This window comes from Alcaligenes ammonioxydans (assembly GCF_019343455.1).
Lineage (GTDB): Bacteria > Pseudomonadota > Gammaproteobacteria > Burkholderiales > Burkholderiaceae_B > Alcaligenes > Alcaligenes ammonioxydans.
This window is the reverse complement of sequence record NZ_CP049362.1, coordinates 1,158,475-1,180,842: the sequence shown is the minus strand read 5'-3', so window position 1 is coordinate 1,180,842 and position 22,368 is coordinate 1,158,475. Positions and strand designations below refer to the sequence as shown.

Genomic DNA, 22,368 nt, shown 5'->3' with positions numbered 1-22,368 from the left:
CATCAGCTTCAGCGACGGCAGAGCCGCCACTGTAAATAAAAAGAATAATTGATGATTATCTTACGCTTATCGCAAGCGAGCTTCGATAACCTTAACAAGAACGCGCATATTGGGGTATTTAAACCCTAAACTGTGCAGAAATTGCCTCATTCCTCGAGCAGACTTGAGAAACGCGCACGAATGGAGCGTTCGATGCCAACCGCATCCAGACCCAAATCCTGAGCAATTTTCTTTTGGTCGCCGTGATCGATGAACTCGTCGGGGTAAGCCAGCTGCAAAACGGGCATGACCAGCGCTTCACGGCTGATAAATTCCAGCACGGCACTGCCTGCGCCACCCATCAGACACCCCTCTTCCACTGTGACAAAAGCCTGATGGCTTTGCGCCAGCTCTTGCAGCAGGGCCTCGTCCATGGGTTTGACAAAACGCATATCCACCACGGTGGCATCCAGTGCCTCGGCCGCTTTCAGGGCTTCGTGCAACACTGGGCCAAAAGCCAGAATCGCCAGATTTTTGCCCTGACGACGCAAATTCGCCTTGCCCAGCGGCACGGTGTTGAGTTCCTGACTGACCGGCGCCCCAATGCCGGCACCCCGCGGATAACGCACCGAGCTGGGCCCGGGATGCTGGTAGCAACAGGTCAACAGCAAGCGAGTTTCATTTTCATCCGACGGCGTGGCAACGACCATGTTCGGAATGCAACGCAAAAAAGCGATGTCGTAATTGCCCGCGTGGGTCGCCCCGTCGGCCCCCACGATTCCGGCACGATCCAACGCAAAGGTCACGTCTAGATTCTGCAAGGCCACATCGTGAATCAACTGATCGTAGCCACGCTGCAGAAAGGTCGAATAAATAGCCACAACGGGTTTTTGCCCCTCACAGGCCAACCCGGCCGCAAAGGTGACAGCGTGCTGCTCGGCAATGCCCACATCGAAATACCGGCGTGGAAACTGCTGCTCGAACTCCACCATCCCACTGCCCTCACGCATGGCGGGGGTGATACCGTACAAGCGTTGGTCGTGTCTGGCCATGTCACACAGCCACTGACCAAAAATCTGGGTAAAGGTCGGACGCGGCTTGGTGGCAGGTTTGACCAAACCCACGGAGGGATCAAATTTGCCAGGGCCGTGATAGAGCACAGGGTCAGCCTCTGCCAGCTTGTAGCCCTGCCCTTTGCGGGTGACGACGTGCAAAAACTGCAAGCCGCCCAGATCGCGCAGATTGCTCAGGGTAGAGACCAAGGCATCCAGATCATGGCCGTCGATCGGACCGACATAATTGAAACCCAGCTCTTCAAATAAGGTAGCGGGCGTCAGAATCCCCTTGGCATGGCCTTCAAACTTGCGCGCCAGATCCAGTACGGGCGGTACATGCTGCAAAACAGCACGACCTACATTCTTGGCAGCGGCATAGAAACGGCCCGACATCAGGCGCGCCAAATAGTGATTCAGGGCACCCACGGGTGGCGAGATCGACATGTCGTTGTCGTTCAGGATCACCAGCACATTCACATCGGGAGTCACGCCTGCATTGTTCAGGGCCTCGAAGGCCATACCGGCCGTCATGGCTCCATCGCCGATCACGGCGATATGCTGACGTTCGATACCGGCATTGCGCGAGGCCACGGCCATACCCAGCACCGCCGAGATGGAGGTGGAGGAATGCGCGGTGCCAAAATCGTCGTATTCGGACTCGGAGCGCTTGGGAAAGCCCGAAATACCATCTTGCTGACGCAAGCCGGCCATTTGTTCGCGCCGGCCAGTCAGAATCTTGTGCGGATAGGACTGATGACCCACATCCCACACGATACGGTCGTGCGGCGTCTCAAACACATAGTGCAAGGCCGTGGTCAATTCAACCGTGCCCAGATTGGACGACAAGTGCCCACCGGTTTTGGATACAGACTGCAGAACAAACTCGCGCAACTGACGGGCCAGCTCGGGAAGATCGCGTTGATCAAGCTGGCGCAAGTCGGCGGGAGAGTGGATCTGCTCTAGGGAAACGGTTGTCATACTAAAAGACGTCTATCCGGGCAAATAAGTGAAACGACTGTCCAAGAACAATCGCCAATCGGCTATTGTAAAACGCTTCGCGGCCTGTGCCAAAGTCACACAGACCGGCAACGGTCTAATGATCGCGGCCCACGATGTAATCGGCCAATTGCGTCAGGCGTGTCGCGGCAGGCCCCAAAGGTCGCAACGCCAGTTGGGCCTGCTCATTGAGCGCCCCCAGCAACTCTCGCGATCCTTCCATACCCAGAATGGACACATAGGTGGGCTTGTTATCAGCGGCATCCTTGCCCGCCGTCTTGCCCAAGGTCTCCGTATCCGCGGTGACATCCAAAATGTCGTCCACAACCTGAAAAGCCAGACCCACAGCCTGGGCATATTCCTCCAGGCCATTGCGCACGGTAGACGAGGCGCCTGCCACAATACCGCCCAGCAATACACTGGCCTGCAGCATGGCACCGGTCTTCATGCTGTGCATTTCCTGCAGTTGATCGCGATCCAGGGCAATACCCACACTATCGCAGTCAATGGCCTGACCGCCCGCCATACCGGCACTGCCCGCAGCCTGAGCCAACTGGGTGATCGCCTGCACGATGAGAGCGGGCGCAATTGGCATTTGCGCCAACAGCTCGAAGGCCAAGGGCTGCAAAGCATCGCCAGCCAGCATGGCGCAGGCTTCGTCAAACTGCACATGCGTGGTCGGACGGCCGCGACGCAGCTTGTCATCGTCCATGCAAGGCAAATCATCGTGTACCAAAGAATAGGCGTGAATCAGCTCCACGGCTGCAGCCGCCAACTCCAGAGCTTTTTGTTGCGCAGCGGCCATCGGCTTGCCTTGCAAGGCAGCCTCACCGGCAGCATACACCAGGGCGGCACGCACACGCTTGCCCCCCCCGAGCACGGAATAACGCATGGCCTCGTGCAAACGAGCAGGCTCCTGACTGACTGGGGGCAAGGACTGATCCAGTACATGTTCAGTTTGCTCAACCCGAGCCTGAAGCCAATCAGAAAAACTGGTAGAACTCATCTTAACTATCTCCAACGGCCTCATCCCCGGACAGGGGACGCAACAGATTGCCTTGCAATACGCTGACCTGTTCTTGGGCAAGGTCCAGCTTGCGTTGACACAATTGGGCTAACTCCACGCCCTGCTCGTACGCCTGCAAGGCTTGCTCCAGTGGCAACGCCCCACTTTCCATACGAGCGACCAGCGCCTCCAGTTGCGCCAGAGCGGACTCGAAATCCTGCTGGGCTGGCGCCTGGGCGCTTTGATTATCATCGCGAGATTTAACCATAATTATTCCTGATCAATGAGGGCGGTCCGGACAAGCCGACACCCAATTGGAAGTGGCATTGTACGGGAGCTGGCGCGGGAGGGAAGTCTACAATCCGGATAGAGAGCCGGTACAAAAAAGAAAAATGCCCCCCACGCCGCGCCTGCGGCTTGCAACTCCCCAAGGGGACTCTTTTACCTTGAGGAGGCCCGGCGGTAAAAAGGCCGCCCGTGGGCGGCCTTTTCAATTCTGCCAGGGTGGCAGGGCAAGCCTAACTGCGCGCTACGGGGCGGCTCGCATCACTCACCCATTCACTCCAGGAGCCCGGATAAAGACCGGAACCCGTCAGGCCTGCCAACTCCATCGCAAAAAGATTGTGACAAGCGGTAATACCTGAACCACACTGATGTACGACCTGATGGGCAGGAGTGGCACCCAGCAAATCCTGAAACTCCTGACGTAACTGCGCTGCCGGCTTGAAACGCCCCTGTTCATCCAGATTATTCAGATGGGAACGATTCAAGGCGTCGGGGATATGGCCGGCCACGGGGTCCATCGGCTCCACATCTCCCCGATAACGCTCCGCAGCGCGCGCATCCAGTACCGTGAAAACAGGCGTCGTCAGGTTTTTGAGCACTTCCTGAGTGCTGACCGTAGGCATGGCAGCGTGCTCAGGCAGGCTTACCGTGCCAGTGGACTGAACCGGCGTGGCGGCCCCTTGCTGCTCGGCTCCCCCCACCTGTTGCCAGGCTTGCCAGCCGCCGTTCAAAATAGCGACCCGGGAGTGCCCCAACCAGCGCAGCATCCACCACATATGGCTGGCAAACAGCGCCCCCTGGGCGTCATACACCACCACCTGCGTGTCATCGCTCAACCCTTTTCCCTGCAAAAGCTGGACCAGCTCCTGACGGCTGGGCAAAGGATGGCGGCCATTGAAACCCGTCTTGGGCGCGGCCAGATCCAATTCATGATCCAGAAAAACTGCCCCGGGAATATGTCCTTGCTCATAAGCGCGCCGCCCGGCCTGATGATCGGCCAGATCATGGCGTACGTCCAGAATCAACCACTGCGGATTGTTCAGCTCGGCCTGGACCTGCTCGGCGCTAACCAGAAATTCAAACACCTCATGCCTCCTTGACAGAAGCCTGCTCCTGCGCCGCGGCCTGACCTCGCAAAATACGATCCTCGCTGTAGGTACGCCAGGCCGACAACAGGCCAGACCCAATAATCAATCCCATGCCCGCCCATGCCAGCCAGTCGGGCACATCGCCCCAGAACGCTATGCCAATCAGGGCAGCAAAAATAATGGTGGTGTATTGCAGGGCCGCGGTCAACAAGGCCGAGCCCAGCCCGAATGCCCGTGTCATGGTCAACTGCCCGAACAAGCCCGACAGGCCCACGCCCAGCAAAGCCAGCCAGGCGCGCCAGCTCAGCTCCCGCCAACCTTCCCACAGCAGGCCAAGCAGGCTGGAACAGACGACAAAACAGGAAAACAGAAGCACCGTGCGCCATTCGGGTTCGCCAGAACGCCCCAAAGCCCGCACCTGCATCATGGCGACGGCGCTTAGCGCGCCGGCACACAGGCCCAGCATGGCCGCCCACCACTGGTCGGGAGTAATACTGGGGCGCAGTACGCCGATCACCCCCATGAAACCCAGCAGCACCGCGATCAGACGCACAGGATCGCGCTGGGTACCGCCCCAGGCGAGCATCCAGCAGGCAATAAACAGGGGAGCAGTGTAGTTAAGGCTAACCGCCGTGGATAAAGGCAGATTGGCCAGGGCCAGAAAGCCCAGCCACATGGAGCTGACCCCCGACACATTGCGTCGGATATGCAGCTTCCAGCTTTGCGGGGCCAGCCTCAAACCGCGACTCTTGGCCCAGAACACCAATAGCAGAACCGACGGTACACCCCGGAACAAAACGATTTGTGCCATCGAGGCCCCCGCATCGGCGGACACTTTGACGCAGGCCCCCATAATGGCAAACATGGCGCAGGCTACCAGCATCCACAATGACTGCATGTGATCAGACCAGATTCAGTGATAAGGGAAAGCCATTACTATACTCCCCACCTTGTAAAAGTGGTCCGCCAACCCCATATCCAGACCACTTACACAACAGCAGGCAAGACAGCCCACGAAGCTATCTTGTCCAAAAGCTGACTAAAAGCTGACTATTTTATTTTCACGCCTGGAATCAAGGCTAAAATTCGCGCAGATCGTGTACTCACGGTCACGCTTTTTTCTGTCACACCGGAATCCGCATTCATGAAACGAATTGTCCTTTTCTTAATAACCAACTTGGCCGTCATGCTGGTGCTCAGCGCCTCCATGAATATTTTGGGTGTGGGACGTTACCTGAACGCGCAGGGTCTGGACCTGACGCAACTGTTGATCTTCTCGGCCCTGGTCGGTTTTACCGGCGCCATCATTTCCCTGCTGATGAGCAAGTGGATGGCCAAGCAAAGCGTGAACGCCCGCGTCATCGACCCGAACGCCCCTGCCAACGCCGAAGAGGCCTGGCTGGTCGACACCGTGCATCAGTTGGCTGACCGTGCCGGTATTGGCCGCCCGGAAGTAGCCATTTACGAAGGCGAACCCAATGCCTTTGCCACCGGTGCGTTCAAGAATGATGCGCTGGTCGCCGTGTCCACCGGTTTGCTGCGCGGCATGACCGAAGAAGAAGTCATGGCCGTGCTGGGCCACGAGGTCGCTCACATCGCCAATGGCGATATGGTGACCCTGACCTTGATCCAGGGTGTGGTGAACACCTTCGTGATCTTCCTGGCCCGTCTGGCCGGCTACTTTGTGGACCGCGTACTGCTGCGTAATGATCGTGATGTGGGCATGGGTTACTACGCCTCGGTTTTTGTGTTTGAGCTGATTTTTGGCGTACTGGCCTCCATCATCGTGGCCTGGTTCTCACGTCAACGGGAATACCGCGCCGATGCCGGCTCTGCCCAACTGCTCGGTTCGCGCCAGCCCATGATTCACGCCCTGGCCCGTCTGGGTGGCATGGCGCCGGGCGAGCTGCCCAAGAACTTTGAAGCTGCAGGCATTTCGGGCGGTCGCTCCATCAGCGCCATCTTCGCCTCGCACCCGCCGATTGCCGCACGCATCCAGGCACTGCAAAGCGCCCAGTCCGTGTAAGCACCCCGGCACTCAAGCCAGACAAAACGCTCCGCAAGCCTAGGTGCTTTCGGAGCGTTTTTTGCAGGCTTTCTGCCTGCCTGCCCGTCGTCATCCGCCTGCGCGTCAGCCCTCTACCAAGCGAATCGGTGTGTCCGTAATCTGGGACTCACGCTTGTAAGAGGCGCTGGGCTATTATTTAGCCATGAAAGAAATCTTCGCACTTCTCGATTTCGGGGGTTATATCGCTTTGCTCCTGTGGGGTATCCACATGGTGCAAAGCGGGGTTCAGCGCGCATTCGGTGCCGAGCTGGGCATCTGGATGGGCCACGCACTGGGACGGCCACGACGCGCGTTCTTTGCCGGCGCCGCGATTACCGCAGCCATTCAGAGCAGTACCGCCACTGGCTTGATGATTACCAGCTTTGCCGCTACCGGGATGGTCGCCCTGGTGCCAGCCCTGGCCGCCATGCTGGGCGCCAATGTGGGCACGACGCTGATCGTGCAATTGCTGTCCTTCAAGATGACCGCGCTGGCCCCTGCCCTGATTCTTCTGGGTGTTTGGCTGTTCCGCTCGCAAGAGCCGGGACGACGCCGTGATCTGGGACGGGTCTTTATCGGCCTGGGCCTGCTGCTGCTGTCTTTGCATGAACTGGTGGGACTTTTCTCGCCCATTCAGGATGCTCCCTTGCTGCAGACCATCCTGGAAGCCCTGGCCGGCAGCCCCATGACCGGCATGTTGCTGGCCGCCCTGCTGACCTGGGCCGCTCACTCCAGCGTTGCCATCGTGGTGTTGATCATTTCCCTGGCCAGCCACCAGCATATGGACCCGCAACTGACCTACGCCCTGGTCCTGGGTGCCAATGTGGGCACTGCCATCAACCCGATTCTGGAAGGCGCCGGCAGCACCAAAGACCCCGCCAACAAACGTCTGCCGATTGGCAACCTGGGCACCCGGCTGTTCGGCTGTCTGATAGGCATGATTCTGCTGCCCTGGATTCCCGATCTGATGAGCTGGTTCACCCATGACCCGGCCCGCGCCGTTGCCAACTTCCATACCTTCTTCAATCTGGCAGTGGCCGCCTTGTTCCTGCCTTTGCTCAAACCCTATTCGCGCTTGCTGAGTCGCTATCTGCCCCGTCGCACAGACCCGGACGATCCCGGCCTGCCCTTATACCTCGATCAGTCGGCTCTGGAAGTCCCTGCCGTGGCCCTGGGCAATGCAGCTAGGGAAGCCCTGCGCCTGTCCGACATGCTGCAGGAAATCCTGGATACGGCACGCCAGAACATGCTTAACAACAGCACCCACAGCATTAACCACGCACGCTATATCAGCAATGCCGTCAATCGCCTGGAGCCTTTGATTACCACGTATCTGGCCCGCCTGGACCAGGAGAATCTGAACAAGAAAGATACCCGCCGCCTTAACGATATTCTGACTTTCTCGACCAATATCTCGCATGCCGCCACCATCAGCGTGAACGGCTTGCTCAGCCATACCGCCAAGTTGCGCAAACAGGGCTGGATATTGCAAGCGGAAGAACAGACGGAAATTGGCAAGGTCATGGACAGGCTGATTCGCAATCAGCGTCAGGCAGCCGCGCTGTTTGTGGCCGAAGACGTCAAAACCGCCCGCTTCCTGGCTTTTGAGAAAGATTTTTTCCGCGAACTGGAAGTGGCCGCCGCCGACCGCCATATTCGCAAGATCAAAGCCGGCCAACTGGATTCGGCCGAGCAAGGCTCCCTGTATCTGGAAATCTTGCGCGACGTGCGCACAATCAACTCGTATCTGGTCAGTGCCGCCGCCTATCCCATTTTGGCCAAGCACGATGAGTTGCTTCCCAATCGGGTACGCTCCAACGACGACTGAACGCTCCAGTCCTTAGGTGACCAGGAACACAGCGCCAGACAAGCGCAAAATAGCCTCGTGAGCACACAAAAGGGCGACCTGTTTCCAGGTCGCCCTTTTTACTGACCTCAAGCTTGCACAGGCAGACGCGCCAACCCGCCTGCCCTGGCCTTAAGGCGTGCGCGTTTAGTGGGCCTGCTCCCAGTTGTCGCCCACCCCTACCTCCGCCACCAGTGGAATATCCAGCTTGGCCACATTGCACATCAGCCCCGGCAGATGCTCACGCAAGGTGTCCAACTCGTCTTCGGGCACATCAAACACCAGTTCGTCGTGCACCTGCATCACCATTTGTGTACGCAGCTTATTGTCTTCCAGCCAGCGTTGCACCGCGACCATCGCCATCTTGATCAGATCAGCCGAGGTGCCTTGCATGGGCGCGTTAATGGCAGCACGCTCTGCGCCCGCCATGCGAGGCCCTTTTGCTCCCTTTAACTCTGGCAGCCACAAGCGTCGGCCAAACACAGTTTCCACATAACCCTGCTCGTGAGCCTGGGCCTTGATACGAGTCATGTAGCTGGCCACACCCGGATAACGCGCAAAGTAGCGGTCGATGTAAGCGCGAGCGGCATCACGGGTGATGCCCAGATTGCTGGCCAGACCAAATTCCCCCATGCCGTAAATCAAGCCAAAATTGATGGCCTTGGCGGCACGACGCTGATCGGAACTGACGTCCTGGGTCTGAATACCGAAAATCTCGGCGGCCGTGGCAGTGTGTACATCACCGCCCTGCTCGAACACCTGCTGCAAATTGGCGTCCCCTGAAACATGAGCCATCACGCGCAATTCAATCTGGGAATAGTCAGCAGACACCACCTTGCCCAACTCGGAGACAAACGCAGCCCGGACACGACGACCCTCTGCCGTACGTACAGGAATATTTTGCAGATTCGGATCCGAGGAGGCCAGACGCCCTGTAATAACGGCGGCCTGTGAATAACGCGTATGCACCCGCCCGCTGTCCGGATTCACCATTTTGGGCAATTTGTCGGTATACGTGGACTTGAGTTTGGCCAAGCCCCGGTACTCCAGCAACACCTGGGGCAAGGGGTAGTCCTGGGCCAGACGGGTCAATACATCCTCATCGGTGGACGGCGCGCCGCTGGCCGTTTTACGCACGACGGGAATACCCAGCTTGCCAAACAGGATCTCACCGACTTGCTTGGGTGAATTCATATTAAAGGGCTGATCAGCCAGCTCGTAGGCCTTGTTCTCCAGCTCCAGCATTTTCTGCCCCAGCTCGTGACTTTGACGCGCCAGGGTGGACACATCGATTTTGACGCCGTTGCGCTCCACAATGGTCAGCACTTCCGAGGCCTGCACCTCCAGCCGATAAATGCGCTCCAGCCCTGTCTCCTGGGCGAGCTGAGGACGCAGACACTGATGCAGTCGCAAGGTGTAATCTGCATCTTCGCAGGCATAGTGGGAAGCCACTGAGATCTCGACTTCATCAAAGCCAATCTGCTTGGCGCCCTTGCCGCAAATGTCCTCATACGAGGTGCCTTTCAGCCCCAACCATTGCAGGGCCAGCTCGTCCATGCTGACGCGCTTGTGCGACTGCAGGACATAGGCTTGCAACATGGTGTCGTCCTGAATACCGCGCAAATGGACCTTCTCATTGAGCAGGACGTGAGTATCGTATTTGGCGTTGTGCAAGACCTTGGCCGCCTGCGCATTCTCCAGCCAGGGCCGCAAGGTCTGCAATACATAGTCTTTGTCCAGTTGCTCCAGGTCCAGCGAACCCCGGTGTGCGACGGGAACATAGAAAGCCTGGCCTGCCTTGACTGAGACCGACAGACCCACCAGTCGCGCCATCAAGGGGTCCAGGGAAGTAGTTTCGGTATCCAGTGCCACCAGTTGCGCCTTTTCAAGCAGGCTTAACAAGGAACTCAATTGCTCCTTGGTGGTGACGGTCTGGTAATCCAGCTCCGTCGGCGCCTGCGGCGTTTGCGCTTCGACGCGGCTGTCCTGTGCAGGCACACGATCCGGGTCCTGCGTCAACTCGCGCAGCCAGGTCCGAAAACCATAAGTCTCGTAAATGTCCTGCAAAGTGGCCTTGTCACGCGGTTCCGGTTCCAGAGCTTCGAAATCCCCCGTAAAACCAGGTACCTCGCAATCGAGCTTGACGGTCACCAGTTGGCGCGTCATTTCAAAGTTGGCACTGAAGTCGCGCAGGTTCTGCCCCGCCACACCTTTGATTTTGTCGGCGTGACGCAACAGTTCGTCCAGACTGCCGTACTCCCCCAGCCATTTGGCGGCGGTCTTGGGGCCTACTTTGGGAACACCGGGGACATTATCCGAGGTGTCGCCAATCAACATCAAATAGTCGACGATCTGATCGGGACGCACCCCATACTTGCTGATCACCCCGTCAACATCCAGCTTCTCGTTACTCATGGTGTTGACCAGCCGGACATGCTCATTGACCAACTGGGCCAGGTCCTTGTCCCCGGTCGAGACCACCGTCTCAATGCCGTTTTCAGCGGCCAGGCGAGACAGCGTGCCGATGATGTCGTCAGCCTCTACGCCGGACTGGCAAATCAGATGCCAGCCCATGGCCCGCACGGCTCTGTGAAGCGGTTCTATTTGCACCGCCATGTCATCGGGCATGGAAGGCCGGTTTGCCTTGTATTGATCGTACAGATCGTCCCGGAAGGTGCGGCCCTTGGCATCAAACACGCATACCATATAGTCCGCCTGATAATCCTGCAGCAGGCGACGAAGCATATTGATGACCCCGTACAAAGCGCCTGTAGGCTGGCCTTGCGCGTTTCGCAGATCGGGCATCGCATGGTACGCTCGATACAGATAGCTGGAACCATCAACGAGCAACAAGGTTTTTTTCATGTCTAACAATAAAATCGTCCGTTTACCGGCCTCTGAGCAGATTCCTACCATCATGAAGGAACTGCAAACTGCGGTCGATACATTAAAAGAAATGGGTGCTGGCGTCAGTGTTTTTGGCAGCGCACGCATCAAACCCGGTCATCCTTACTACGAACTGGCCCAGGAGCTGGGCCGTCGTCTGGCCGAAGCGGGCGTCACCCTGATTGCAGGCGGCGGCCCCGGGCTGATGGAAGCCGCCAACAAAGGCGCGTACGAAGCAGGCGGGCAAAGTGTTGGCCTGAATATACGCTTGCCTCACGAAACGACCAACAATCCCTACCAGACGCACAGTTTGCAATTCGAGTATTTCTACTCGCGCAAAGCCACCTTTTTCATGCATAGCTGGGCCTACATTGCCCTGCCCGGCGGTTTCGGCACACTGGATGAGCTGTTTGAAGTCATGACGCTGGTCCAAACCGGCAAAGTCCCACCTGCACCCATTGTACTGATCGGCACTTCCTTTTGGTCCGGCCTGATCGAATGGATTGGTGACCAATTGATGGAGTTGGGCCTGATTGGCCCCAAAGACCTGAATTTGCTGGTCCTGACCGATGATCTGGACGAGGTTATGGGCTACATCAACCAGTGCTGCGTGCTGCCTAGGGCGGAACCCGCATTGCCCCAGTAAGGCGTCCGGGTTAAATTTGCAGTCTTTCTTCGGCCCTCCATCAGCAGGGCCGAATTTGTATTGAATGCCACAAGCTAGTCGATATTTGCCGGAGTCCTTCACATGAACAAAATCCTTGCCCGCCTTTTGATGGTGGCTTTTTGCACCGCCTTGGCGCCCGTTGCCCATGCTGACGGGCCATCCGAAATCCGTTTTGCCACTGAAGCAGGCTACCCCCCCTTCGAATACCTGGACCCCAGCGGCCAATTGCAGGGGTTTGACATCGATATCGGCAACGAGATCTGTAAACGCTTGCAAGCCAAGTGCGTGTGGATCGATCAGTCTTTTGACAGCCTGATCCCCGGCCTGCAGGCCCGCAAATTCGATCTGGCCAACTCCACCATGACGGCCACCGAAGCGCGGGCCAAGGTCATCGACTTTAGCGAACCCATGTACATCGTGCCGGTTCGCCTGGCCGCCCGCAAGGGCAGCGGCCTGGAGCCCACCGCCGAATCACTGAAAGGTAAACGTGTGGGCGTGCAGCAAGGCACCACCATGGAAACGTATGCGCGCCAGAACTGGGCCAATAACGGCGTCACCATTGTGGCCTACCCCAGCTACACCGACGCCTTCAATGACCTGGCCGGTGGCCGCGTTGACGCCACCTTCCAGGAAGCCCAGAACGCCATCGAAGGCTTTTTGAACAAACCGGCCGGCGCCGACTTTGAACTGACCGGCAGTACCGTCGATGACAGCCCTATTTTGAACGAACCGATTGCCATGGGCATTCGCAAAGGCAACAAAAAACTCAAGAAAACCGTTGATGAAGTTCTGCGCGAAATGAAAGCCGATGGCACCATGCAGGCCTTTGCCGACAAATACTTCCAAAAAGACAACATTCGCATTGCGCCCTGACCTGGATATCTGAACCATGCTGCTTTACGGTTATGGGCCGCAGTTGCTGGCGGGCACCTGGGAAACCATCAAGCTGGCGGTACTCTCGCTGCTGGTTTCCCTGCTGCTTGGCCTGGTGGCTGCCCTGATGAAACTGTCCCGCACCTCGCTGCTAAGAGGGCTGGGCGGTTTGTACACCACCCTGATCCGGGGTGTCCCGGATCTGGTGCTTTTGATGTTGTTCTTTTTCAGCCTGCAAATCTGGCTGAACGAGCTGACCGACTGGCTGGAATGGGACATGATCGAGATCGATCCCTTCGGCGCCGGAGTGGTCACTCTGGGCTTTATTTATGGCGCCTATTTTGCCGAGACCTTCCGGGGCGCCCTGATGGCCATCCCCAAAGGCCAGATGGAAGCTGGCAAAGCCTGTGGCTGGAGCGCCTGGCAAATATTGCACCGCATACAGATCCCTCAAATGATGCGCTACGCTCTGCCCGGACTGGGCAACAACTGGCAGATTCTGCTTAAATCCACTGCCCTGGTATCGCTGATCGGCCTGAGCGACGTGGTCAAGATTGCCCAGAATGCCGGCAACGCCACCTTCAACTCTTTCTTGTTTGTGGGCCTGACCGCCCTGATCTATCTGGGCCTGACCGCAGTCAGCAACATCGGGCTGAGCTACCTGGAGCGACGCTATAACATCGGCGTAAAAGGAGCGCAGTTCTAATGGATGTCCTGAACGAATTCTGGCGCGCCTACCTTTATCAAAGCAACGGGCAGCTCTCGGGCCTGGCCATGACGCTGTGGCTGTTGGTAATCTCGGTCACCATCGGTTTTTTCCTGTCGATCTTCATGGCCATTGGCCGGGTGTCGGGCAAAGCCTGGCTGTCGCGTCCCATCGGCGCCTTCACCTACTTTTTCCGGGGTACGCCGCTGTACGTACAGATCCTGCTGATCTATACCGCCATGTACAAGCTGGCCATCGTCAAATCCGTGCCGGCACTGGAAGCTTTTTTCATGAGCGGCTTCAATTGCATGATTTTGGCCCTGACCCTCAATACTGTCGGCTACACCACCGAGATTTTTGCGGGGGCCATCCGCTCCATGCCGCCCGGTGAGATCGAGTCCGCCCGTGCCTATGGCATGTCGGGCTGGACACTATACCGCCGGGTGATTTTGCCGCAAGCCTTGCGCCGCGTTCTGCCTGCCTACAGCAACGAGGTTGTCTTGATGCTGCACGCCACCTCGCTGGCCTTTACCGCCACGGTTCCTGACCTGCTCAAGATCGCGCGTGATGCCAATGCGGCCACGTACCAGACTTTTACCTCCTATGGGATCGCCGCCCTGATTTACCTGTGCGTGTCCTTCATTCTGGTCGGTATTTTCCGGATTGTGGAAAAGCGCCAAATGGCGTTTTTGAATCACTGACCGCTGAGATGCTGAGCAAAAAAATGGGCCGCTTGCAAAAGCGGCCCATTTTTCTTTAACGATACAGCTATCGCATCAGTCCCCCGTGTGATCCAGATTCTGATAACGCATCTGGCGTCCCATCACACCGGCCATCATCAGAAAGAAAGTCAGACCACGACGCACTTCCGGCTCCTTGGCCAGGCGTATAAGCCCCATCAGGGTCGGTGTGGTCTCCGTAGCCCGCACCTGGTCCGAAGCCATACGTGCCGCATTTCCAACCGACCAGGCGGCTCCTATGCCCTCCTCAAAGCCCTTCATGAGCTTTTCAAGCATGTAGTCGTCCGTCATATCCACCAGATCGGCCAGCAGGGACACCGCATCCACTACCCGATTCAGGCGACCACCGGCCAGCAATGGCTCGATCTTGCCGATCAGTTCGTCCAGGCCCTTGATGCCAGGGTCTTCTCCCAGCAAACTTTCCAGGGCTGTTGGTTTTTTCTGAGCCGCACCCGCATCTTCGGGGTTCGAGGATTTATCCGATACCGAATTCATCTGTCTCTCCTGACTTAAACCAAGCCACGGGCCACAGCCCAGTAAATACCCCGATTAAAGCCCTTGCGTAACAGGCCCCCCAACTTGGTGGGCGGGGTAGGATGCACATCCTCCTTATAGTCGTACCAGAGCGGCATGCCGCCCTCCAGCCCCATTTGAGCGACCGCCACCACCCGTCCGTCGTATTCGTCACTGGTACGCCCGAATCGCAGCTCCGAGGCCAGATTGTTGACCACAACGGGTGACTGATTATGGCAAGAGCCGCCGGCTTTGCTGATAGGCAAGTCCACCGTGTCGCCCAGCACATAGACATTGTCCAGGCCCAGCACCTTCAAGGTTTGATGATCGGTAGGCACCCAGCCTTCATCATCAGCGGCTTGCGAGATCCCTGAATCCCGCACGGCTGCCACAGCGGTAATCGGCGGCGTGGCCATCAAGAGGTCAAATGGCTCCTGCCCGCCTTCCTCGGAATAGGCAATCTTGCGTTCAGGGTCCACCCGGCTCAACGTGAAGCCCCGTTGATGTTTGATATCCCTATCTTCAAAAATGGGCGGCAAGACCTGACACACCTCGTTCTGCATGAACAGGCAGTTGCGCAGAAGCTGGGAGGTGGTGGGATACGTGTAGGCAATCTCCACCTTGTCGCGCACCCCGCGACGGCGCAGGTAATCGTCCAGCATCAACGTGGTTTCCACCGGTGCAATTCCGCACTGATGGGGGACGTTATGAGTTTTGGGGAACGTTACTGTGACCAGCACACGGCCTTTTTCCAGCTTGCTCAGGCGCTCAGCCAGTTGGCGTGCGGGGGCATGCTGATAGAAGTGATCTCCCCCCTCTTTCAAACCTTCTATTTTTTCCGGAGCCGGTACGCAGCCCGTCGACAGCACGAGATAGTCGTAATCTACTTTCTTGCCGCTGGCGCAGTGCAGACGGCTGGCCGCAAAATCAAAACCACTGACTTCTTCCAGCTGAAAATCAATTTCAGGACGTAAAAGGGAGAGTTGCGGTCGTCGCAATTCGTCCCGAAAAAAAGCATCAAACGCCACATACATGAAAGCGGGCTTGTAATAATGCCAGGGAGAATTGGACAAGAGGGTAATACGAACTTTGCCCGTGCGAATTTCCGGATAGAGCTTGGTCACCAGATGATTGGCGGTCATCGTACCGCCAATTCCACCACCGACAATCAAGATATGCTGCACCATCAGTCTTCTCCTAAAAAAAAGAGGTAAAACCAAACGTTGCCGCCTGTGCTCAACAAACCTAGTGAAAACAAGTAGCTGCACAGTCATAAATGAGACTGGGCAACGCCAACCTGGTAATCCACCCAAGCAATTCGTATCAAAGAGAGATTAAGCGAGCATTAAAAAAGCTACCCCTTTTGTAGGTACTGCTTCACTCCTATAGGTAACGCCTTAGCCATTGATGTTTAAAAAAATCAAGCCGGAGTGTCTAAATGAGCACTCCAGCTTCTTAATACTTTTGGAAATAGGCTTGGACTCAAGCACGATAGGATAAAAAAAACGCCTGCATCAAGCAGGCGTTTTCTCGTATCGCTAAACCCGAAAGATTAACTTTCGCGTTGGCTGCGACGGCGCTCGTGTTCCTTGAGGTAACGTTTGCGCAGACGAATCGACTTAGGCGTCACTTCGACCAGCTCATCATCATCCAGGAAGTCCACCGCATACTCCAGGGTCAGGCGAATAGGTGGAACCAGATCAATATGCTCGTCCTTGCCGGAAGCTCGCACGTTGGTCAGCTTCTTTTCCTTGATGGGGTTGACCACCAAATCGTTGTCACGGCTGTGAATACCGATGATCATGCCCTCGTAGAGCGCATCACCCGGCGACACAAACATGCGACCACGATCTTGCAGCTTCCACAAAGCGTAGGCTACGGCGTCCCCATCATCCTGGCTGATGAGCACACCATTACGGCGCTCGCCAACCGTACCTTCACGCATCGGACGGAACTCATCAAAGGTATGGCTCATCAAACCGGTACCGCGTGTCAGCGTCATGAACTCGCCCTGAAAGCCAATCAGGCCACGAGCGGGAATCCGGTATTCCAGACGGGTACGACCACGGCCATCGGCAACCATATCCTGCAAGTCACCACGACGTCGACCCAGCTCTTCCATCACGCCGCCTTGGTGGCCGTCTTCGACGTCCACCGTCAGTTGCTCGTAGGGCTCCATCTTGACACCGTTCTCTTCACGGATCAGCACGCGAGGACGTGACACGGCCATTTCATAGCCTTCACGACGCATGTTCTCGATCAGAATGGTCAGGTGCAACTCGCCACGACCGCATACCTCAAACACGGTATCGTCGTCGGTTTCATTCACGCGCAGAGCCACGTTGGACTTCAGCTCTCGGTCCAGACGATCACGCAATTGACGGCTGGTCACAAACTTGCCTTCACGACCGGCCAAGGGCGAGGTATTCACCATGAAGTTCATGGTCAGTGTAGGCTCGTCAATGCGCAGCAAGGGCAAGGCTTCCGGATGGGCGGGGTCCGTGACGGTGCAACCAATGCCCAGCTCTTCAATCCCGTTGATCAGAACGATGTCGCCTGCTTCAGCCTCGTCCACCGAGACACGCTCCAGACCCTTGAACTTCAGAACCTGGTTGATACGGCCCTTGATGACTTCGCCATCAGGACCAAATTTCACAACGACATCCTGAGCAGCGCGGACACGACCACGGTTTACACGGCCGACACCAATCTTGCCCACGTAGGAGCTGTAGTCCAGGGAACAGATTTGCAACTGCAAAGGAGCGTTGACATCATCTTCACGCTGAGGAACGTGCTGCAAGATTGCGTCGAACAAAGGACGCATATCGCCTTCGCGCACATCTTCGGTCAAACCGGCGTAGCCCGACAGGCCCGATGCGTAAATGATGGGAAAGTCCAGTTGTTCGTCAGTCGCGCCCAGTTTGTCGAACAAATCAAAAGTCGCGTTGATCGCGTAGTCTGGACGAGCGCCAGGACGATCCACCTTGTTGACCACCACAATTGGACGCAAACCCAATTCCAGCGCCTTGCGGGTCACAAAACGGGTTTGGGGCATCGGGCCCTCGACCGCGTCCACCAACAGCAACACGCCATCGACCATGGACAACACACGCTCGACCTCGCCGCCAAAGTCAGCGTGACCGGGGGTGTCAATAATGTTGATGTGAGTGCCTTCGTACTCAACGGCACAGTTCTTGGCCAGAATCGTAATGCCGCGTTCTTTCTCGATATCGCCCGAGTCCATGACACGTTCGGAGATATGTTCGTTGTCACGGAACGTACCTGCCTGTCTCAACAATTGATCGACCAAGGTGGTCTTACCATGGTCAACGTGGGCAATAATGGCCACATTGCGCAATGCGCGTCTCATAACTCATCCTTCTGATTGAAGTTTTTTGGGCAAAATCTCGGTAGGCAAGCTCTCGATGGCCAGCAAGGCCGACATCGGGTCTTCCATCGCCTGCAACCCGTCCAGGGTGTAGGCATCGTCGATATGAAAAGGTCCTAATTCTGTCCGGCGCAAGGCCGTCAGATGGGCAAAACACCCCAGAGCACGTCCGATATCTTGCGCCAGGGTCCGGATATAGGTTCCCTTGCTGCAACGTACAAACAAACGTGCCGACAGCGGCGTAAAGTCTTGCACCTGCAAATCGTGAATCACGAGATGTCGTGCCTCACGTTCCAGCTCTATACCCTGACGGGCATATTCATACAGGGGCTTGCCATCGCGCTTGAGCGCGGAATACATGGGCGGCACCTGCGTAATGGGTCCTCGAAAGGCAGGCAATACTGCCTCCAGCGCCTCGAGGGTGACGCCGGCAAACTCTGCCGGAGCCTGGGACACCACATTGCCGGTCAAGTCACCTGAATCGGTTTCTTGTCCAAACTGCAAGGTAGCTTCATAGGCTTTGTCTGCTTCCAGCATCGTGGCGGAAATTTTGGTAGCCCGGCCAAAACAGCAAACCAGCAGGCCCGTTGCAAACGGGTCCAGGGTTCCAGTATGGCCAGCTTTGCGGGCATCCAGAGTGCGGCGGGCACGCTGCAAAGCGTGGTTGCTGGACATCCCGTCGGACTTGTCCAGCAGCAGCACACCATCAATCAACTGCCCGCGTTTTCGCGTAGCCATTGTGTGTCAATCCGTGAAGAAACAACAGCCGCGTCAGGGCTGCTCGTCCGGCTCGTCCGATTTGGACGCAGAGCCAGTCAATTCGCTATCGGCCTGGTTGGCGCTGTCGATAAGCTTGGAGAGCTCCATGCCCCGCTCCAACTGCCGGTCGTGATGAAAATGCAGAGTAGGAACGGTATGGATATGCAGCAGCTTGAACAGCAGGGAATGCAACCAACCGGCTTTCTCGGTCAGGGCCGCCTGGGCGACCTCAGGCTCGGCGCCCAGCACCGAGTAAAACACTTTGGCGTGCGCGTAGTCCGGAGACAGCTCCACGCCGGTCAGAGTAATCAGACCAGCGCGGCTCATGTCGATCTCGCGCTGGATCAAGACCGCCAGATCCTTCTGGATCTGGTCGGCCAGGCGCAGATTGCGCCCTGGGTTTGGTTTGGACTTGTGTCGTGCCATAAATTACAGTGTCCGGGCGATCTCTTTGATCTCGAAGATCTCAAGCTGGTCGCCCACTTGGATGTCGTTGTTGCCGCGCAGCGTAATACCGCAATCGAAGCCGGAACGTACTTCCTTGGCATCGTCCTTGAAGCGGCGCAGGGAGTCCAGGTAGCCGGTCCAATGCACAACGTTGTTGCGCAGCAGGCGAACCTGCGAATCACGACGTACCACGCCTTCGGTAACCATACACCCGGCGATGTTACCAATACGTGACACGTTGTAGACTTCGCGGATTTCAACCATGCCGATGATTTCTTCACGCTGCTCAGGAGCCAGCATGCCAGACAGGGCTGCTTTGACCTCGTCGACCGCATCGTAAATGATGTTGTAGTAACGCAGATCAATGCCGTTGGCTTCGGCCAGCTTCTTGGCGCTTTGCTCGGCACGGACGTTAAAGCCGATCACCACCGCGTTGGAGGCAATCGCCAGGTTGACGTCGCTCTCGGAGATGCCACCCACGGCAGCGTGTACTACCACCACACGCACTTCGTCGGTAGAGAGCTTGACCAGCGACTGCACCAGCGCCTCTTGCGAGCCCTGTACGTCGGTCTTGATGATCAGCGACAGGGTCTGCATGCCCTCGCCCAGGTTGTCGAACATGGACTCCAGCTTGGCGGCCTGTTGACGCGACAGTTTCACATCACGGAACTTGCCTTGGCGGAACAGAGCGATCTCACGGGCTTTGCGCTCGTCAGCCATCACCACCAGTTCATCACCAGCGGCAGGCACTTCGGTCAAACCTTGAATTTCCACCGGAATCGAAGGACCAGCCGACGTCAGCGATTTGCCCGTTTCATTCAGCATGGCACGTACGCGACCGAAAGACGCGCCAACCAGCACGCTGTCGCCACGGTTCAGGGTGCCGCTTTGCACCAGAATGGTGGCGACAGGACCGCGACCCTTGTCCAGGCGCGCTTCAATAACCGTTCCCTTGGCAGGAGCGTCAACGGGTGCCTTGAGCTCCAGCATTTCAGCTTGCAGCAGCACGTTTTCCAGCAATTCGTCGATACCCTGGCCGGTTTTGGCCGACACAGGAATAAAGGGCACATCGCCACCGTATTCTTCGGGCACCACTTCCTCGGCCACCAGCTCTTGCTTGACGCGCTCTGGGTTGGCTTCGGGCTTGTCGATCTTGTTGATCGCCACCACCAGCGGCACGCCGGCGGCGCGAGCATGGTGAATCGCTTCACGCGTCTGAGGCATCACGCCGTCATCGGCGGCCACCACCAGAATCACCACGTCAGTGGCTTTAGTACCGCGGGCACGCATGGCTGTAAAGGCCTCGTGACCGGGAGTATCCAGGAATGTGGCTGTACCACGTGCTGTCTTGACGTTGTAGGCACCAATGTGCTGCGTAATACCACCGGCTTCGCCCGAGGCAATCTTGGCGCGACGGATGTAGTCCAGCAACGATGTCTTACCGTGGTCAACGTGACCCATCACCGTTACGACAGGCGCACGGGGCTTGAGTTCAGCATCGTTTTGCGCGTCCGTATCAACCAGGAAGGCTTCTGGATCGTCCAGCTTGGCAGCAATGGCCTTGTGACCCAGCTCTTCGACCAGAATCATGGCCGTTTCCTGATCCAGCACCTGGTTGATGGTGACCATCTGACCGAGCTTCATCAGGTGTTTGATCACCTCGGCAGCTTTCACCGCCATACGGTGAGCCAGATCGCTGACCGAAATGGTTTCAGGCACGTGCACTTCACGGGCAATGAATTCTGCCACTTGTGGTTCGCGACGCTCGGCCTGAGCGTTGCGGCCACCACGGCCACCTTTGCCTCGACCGGCCTTGGCATTGGCTTTCCAGCCTTCGCGACCACCACCGGCACCGGCCGACGCCACATCCGCCTTGGAAGGCTGCTTCTTGCGGCTGGCATCGCTGGTCCAGCCTGGCGTGCTGTCCGTCTTGACGGGTTTACCCGGGACTTTTTCGACCTTGGAACCTTTAACGTCTTTCTTTTGAGCGCCCTTGGCCGCTGTCTTGGTGTCAGCTTCCGGCTCGGGTGCGCGCAAGACCTTACGAGGACGATTCAACATATCGCGCAAAGCAGCGGCTTCTGCCTCTGCGGCCTTACGGGCGCGATCACGATCCTGGTCTTGCTCCACATCGGCGGCAACAGGAGGAATCACCGGGCCACGCGCGGCACGGCGCGGGCTGGTGGCAGCCACATCCCGTGGTTTTGCAGTCGATGTGGGCGTTTTAGTCCCTTGAGGGTGCTGAGTTTTATTCACAGAGTTAGCTTGACGGGCGTCGTTTACAGATTTAGTAGGTTCCACCGGCTTTTCTTGTGCCGTAGGAGAGGGAGCCGATTCAGTCTTTTGCTGAACAGGGGTGGCCGCCGCCGGGGCGGTTGCCTTGGCGGCAGGCGCGGGTTCCTGAGGCTTGGGCTCGGGTTGGGTTGGACTTTCCGGGGCAGCCGCAACGGGCTCCACAGGAGCAGCCGGTTCAGGCGCGGGCTCAGCAACAGGGGTCGGTTCAGGCGCGGTGCGCACTTCGGGTTCAGGCTCAGGCTTGGGCTCTGGCTTGGACTCGACAGGCGCGGCGGGCTCCTTCACAGGCGCTTCGGGGGCCGCAGCGACAGGCGCAGCAGGCTGACTGGCAGGAGCGGCAGGCGCCGCTTGAACAGCCGGTTTTTCCTGACTGGCCACCTGGGCGGCCTGCTCTTTCGCATTTTCCTGCGCCAATGCCGCATTGGCCTCTGCCACCAGCTCGGACGGATCACGCTTTACAAACACACGTTTTTTGCGTGTTTCCACTTGAATGGTGCGGGAGCGACCCGACCCGTCATCCTGACGGATCTCCGATGTTTGACGGCGAGTCAGGGTGATCTTGTTGCCTTCCTGACTGCCGTGCGAGCGGCGCAACGATTCAAGCAGCTTCGCCTTATCCGAATCAGTGATGGCATCATCCACTGATTTGAGCTCAATACCTGCGCTACGCAACTGCTCCAGCAGAACATTCGCAGGCATTTTCAGTTCTTGAGCGAACTGGGCGACAGTGTTACTCGACATTCGACTCTCTCTTGCTTTACTACAACTATTCTTAATGAATACAACGCGCGG

Annotated in this window: 18 protein-coding genes; 6 read left to right on the top strand and 12 right to left on the bottom strand. The window is 57.4% G+C overall.

Going from position 1 to position 22,368, the window contains the following annotated elements; genetic code table 11:
• Positions 1–146: 146 nt before the first annotated feature.
• The 5 genes from dxs to FE795_RS05320 form a co-directional block, all read right to left on the bottom strand.
• Positions 147–2,012, bottom strand: a complete 1,866-nt coding sequence (gene dxs / locus FE795_RS05340; protein WP_131071406.1) for a 1-deoxy-D-xylulose-5-phosphate synthase — start codon at positions 2,010–2,012, stop codon at positions 147–149.
• A 115-nt stretch (positions 2,013–2,127) separates the two neighbouring features.
• Complete coding sequence (locus FE795_RS05335; RefSeq protein WP_003802450.1) at positions 2,128–3,036, bottom strand: polyprenyl synthetase family protein; 909 nt, start codon at positions 3,034–3,036, stop codon at positions 2,128–2,130.
• Position 3,037: 1 nt separating this feature from the next.
• Positions 3,038–3,304, bottom strand: a complete 267-nt coding sequence (locus FE795_RS05330) for an exodeoxyribonuclease VII small subunit (protein ID WP_003802451.1) — start codon at positions 3,302–3,304, stop codon at positions 3,038–3,040.
• Between the two features lie 250 nt (positions 3,305–3,554).
• The gene (locus FE795_RS05325) at positions 3,555–4,406 is read right to left on the bottom strand and encodes a sulfurtransferase (protein WP_003802452.1); all 852 of its coding nucleotides are present in this window, start codon (positions 4,404–4,406) and stop codon (positions 3,555–3,557) included.
• 1 nt (position 4,407) lies between these two features.
• Entirely contained in the window at positions 4,408–5,307 is a 900-nt protein-coding gene (locus tag FE795_RS05320; protein WP_051010444.1) for a DMT family transporter, read from the bottom strand.
• 246 nt (positions 5,308–5,553) lie between these two features.
• On the opposite strand from FE795_RS05320, the gene htpX reads away from it, so the two are divergent.
• Positions 5,554–6,435, top strand: a complete 882-nt coding sequence (htpX, locus tag FE795_RS05315; protein ID WP_131071405.1) for a protease HtpX — start codon at positions 5,554–5,556, stop codon at positions 6,433–6,435.
• A 184-nt stretch (positions 6,436–6,619) separates the two neighbouring features.
• The gene (locus FE795_RS05310) at positions 6,620–8,284 is read left to right on the top strand and encodes a Na/Pi cotransporter family protein (RefSeq protein WP_059318791.1); all 1,665 of its coding nucleotides are present in this window, start codon (positions 6,620–6,622) and stop codon (positions 8,282–8,284) included.
• A gap of 165 nt (positions 8,285–8,449) precedes the next feature.
• Here the strand turns inward: FE795_RS05310 and polA are convergent, their stop codons facing one another.
• Entirely contained in the window at positions 8,450–11,167 is a 2,718-nt protein-coding gene (polA, locus tag FE795_RS05305; RefSeq protein ID WP_219235838.1) for a DNA polymerase I, read from the bottom strand.
• Between polA and FE795_RS05300 the strand changes: the two genes are divergently transcribed.
• The 4 genes from FE795_RS05300 (at position 11,166) to hisM (ending at position 14,135) form a co-directional block, all read left to right on the top strand.
• The gene (locus tag FE795_RS05300; protein ID WP_003802458.1) at positions 11,166–11,834 is read left to right on the top strand and encodes an LOG family protein; all 669 of its coding nucleotides are present in this window, start codon (positions 11,166–11,168) and stop codon (positions 11,832–11,834) included. The two genes, polA and FE795_RS05300, sit on opposite strands and share 2 nt — an antisense overlap.
• A gap of 102 nt (positions 11,835–11,936) precedes the next feature.
• A complete protein-coding gene (locus FE795_RS05295) occupies positions 11,937–12,728 on the top strand; it encodes an ABC transporter substrate-binding protein (protein ID WP_003802459.1) in 792 nt (263 codons plus the stop codon).
• A 16-nt stretch (positions 12,729–12,744) separates the two neighbouring features.
• Positions 12,745–13,434 carry an ABC transporter permease gene (locus tag FE795_RS05290; RefSeq protein ID WP_003802460.1) on the top strand — a complete coding sequence of 230 codons (690 nt, stop codon included), beginning with the start codon at positions 12,745–12,747 and terminating at the stop codon, positions 13,432–13,434.
• Complete coding sequence (gene hisM / locus FE795_RS05285) at positions 13,434–14,135, top strand: histidine ABC transporter permease HisM (protein ID WP_003802461.1); 702 nt, start codon at positions 13,434–13,436, stop codon at positions 14,133–14,135. The genes FE795_RS05290 and hisM overlap by 1 nt, the downstream gene beginning before the upstream one ends.
• A gap of 75 nt (positions 14,136–14,210) precedes the next feature.
• Here hisM and FE795_RS05280 read toward each other — a convergent pair whose 3' ends face one another.
• The 6 genes from FE795_RS05280 to infB all read right to left on the bottom strand — a co-directional run bounded on the left by FE795_RS05280 (position 14,211) and on the right by infB (position 22,317).
• Positions 14,211–14,669, bottom strand: coding sequence for a DUF1641 domain-containing protein (locus tag FE795_RS05280; RefSeq protein WP_003802462.1), 459 nt, complete (start codon positions 14,667–14,669; stop codon positions 14,211–14,213).
• 14 nt (positions 14,670–14,683) lie between these two features.
• Positions 14,684–15,874: an NAD(P)/FAD-dependent oxidoreductase gene (locus FE795_RS05275; RefSeq protein WP_003802463.1), complete on the bottom strand. Its 1,191-nt coding sequence runs from the start codon at positions 15,872–15,874 to the stop codon at positions 14,684–14,686.
• A 365-nt stretch (positions 15,875–16,239) separates the two neighbouring features.
• Positions 16,240–18,057: a translational GTPase TypA gene (gene typA, locus FE795_RS05270; protein ID WP_003802464.1), complete on the bottom strand. Its 1,818-nt coding sequence runs from the start codon at positions 18,055–18,057 to the stop codon at positions 16,240–16,242.
• A gap of 3 nt (positions 18,058–18,060) precedes the next feature.
• On the bottom strand, positions 18,061–18,813 hold the full coding sequence (gene truB, locus FE795_RS05265; RefSeq protein WP_003802465.1) for a tRNA pseudouridine(55) synthase TruB: 753 nt from the start codon (positions 18,811–18,813) through the stop codon (positions 18,061–18,063).
• 33 nt (positions 18,814–18,846) lie between these two features.
• The gene (gene rbfA, locus FE795_RS05260; RefSeq protein ID WP_003802466.1) at positions 18,847–19,260 is read right to left on the bottom strand and encodes a 30S ribosome-binding factor RbfA; all 414 of its coding nucleotides are present in this window, start codon (positions 19,258–19,260) and stop codon (positions 18,847–18,849) included.
• A gap of 3 nt (positions 19,261–19,263) precedes the next feature.
• Positions 19,264–22,317, bottom strand: coding sequence for a translation initiation factor IF-2 (infB, locus tag FE795_RS05255; RefSeq protein WP_003802467.1), 3,054 nt, complete (start codon positions 22,315–22,317; stop codon positions 19,264–19,266).
• Positions 22,318–22,368: the final 51 nt, after the last annotated feature.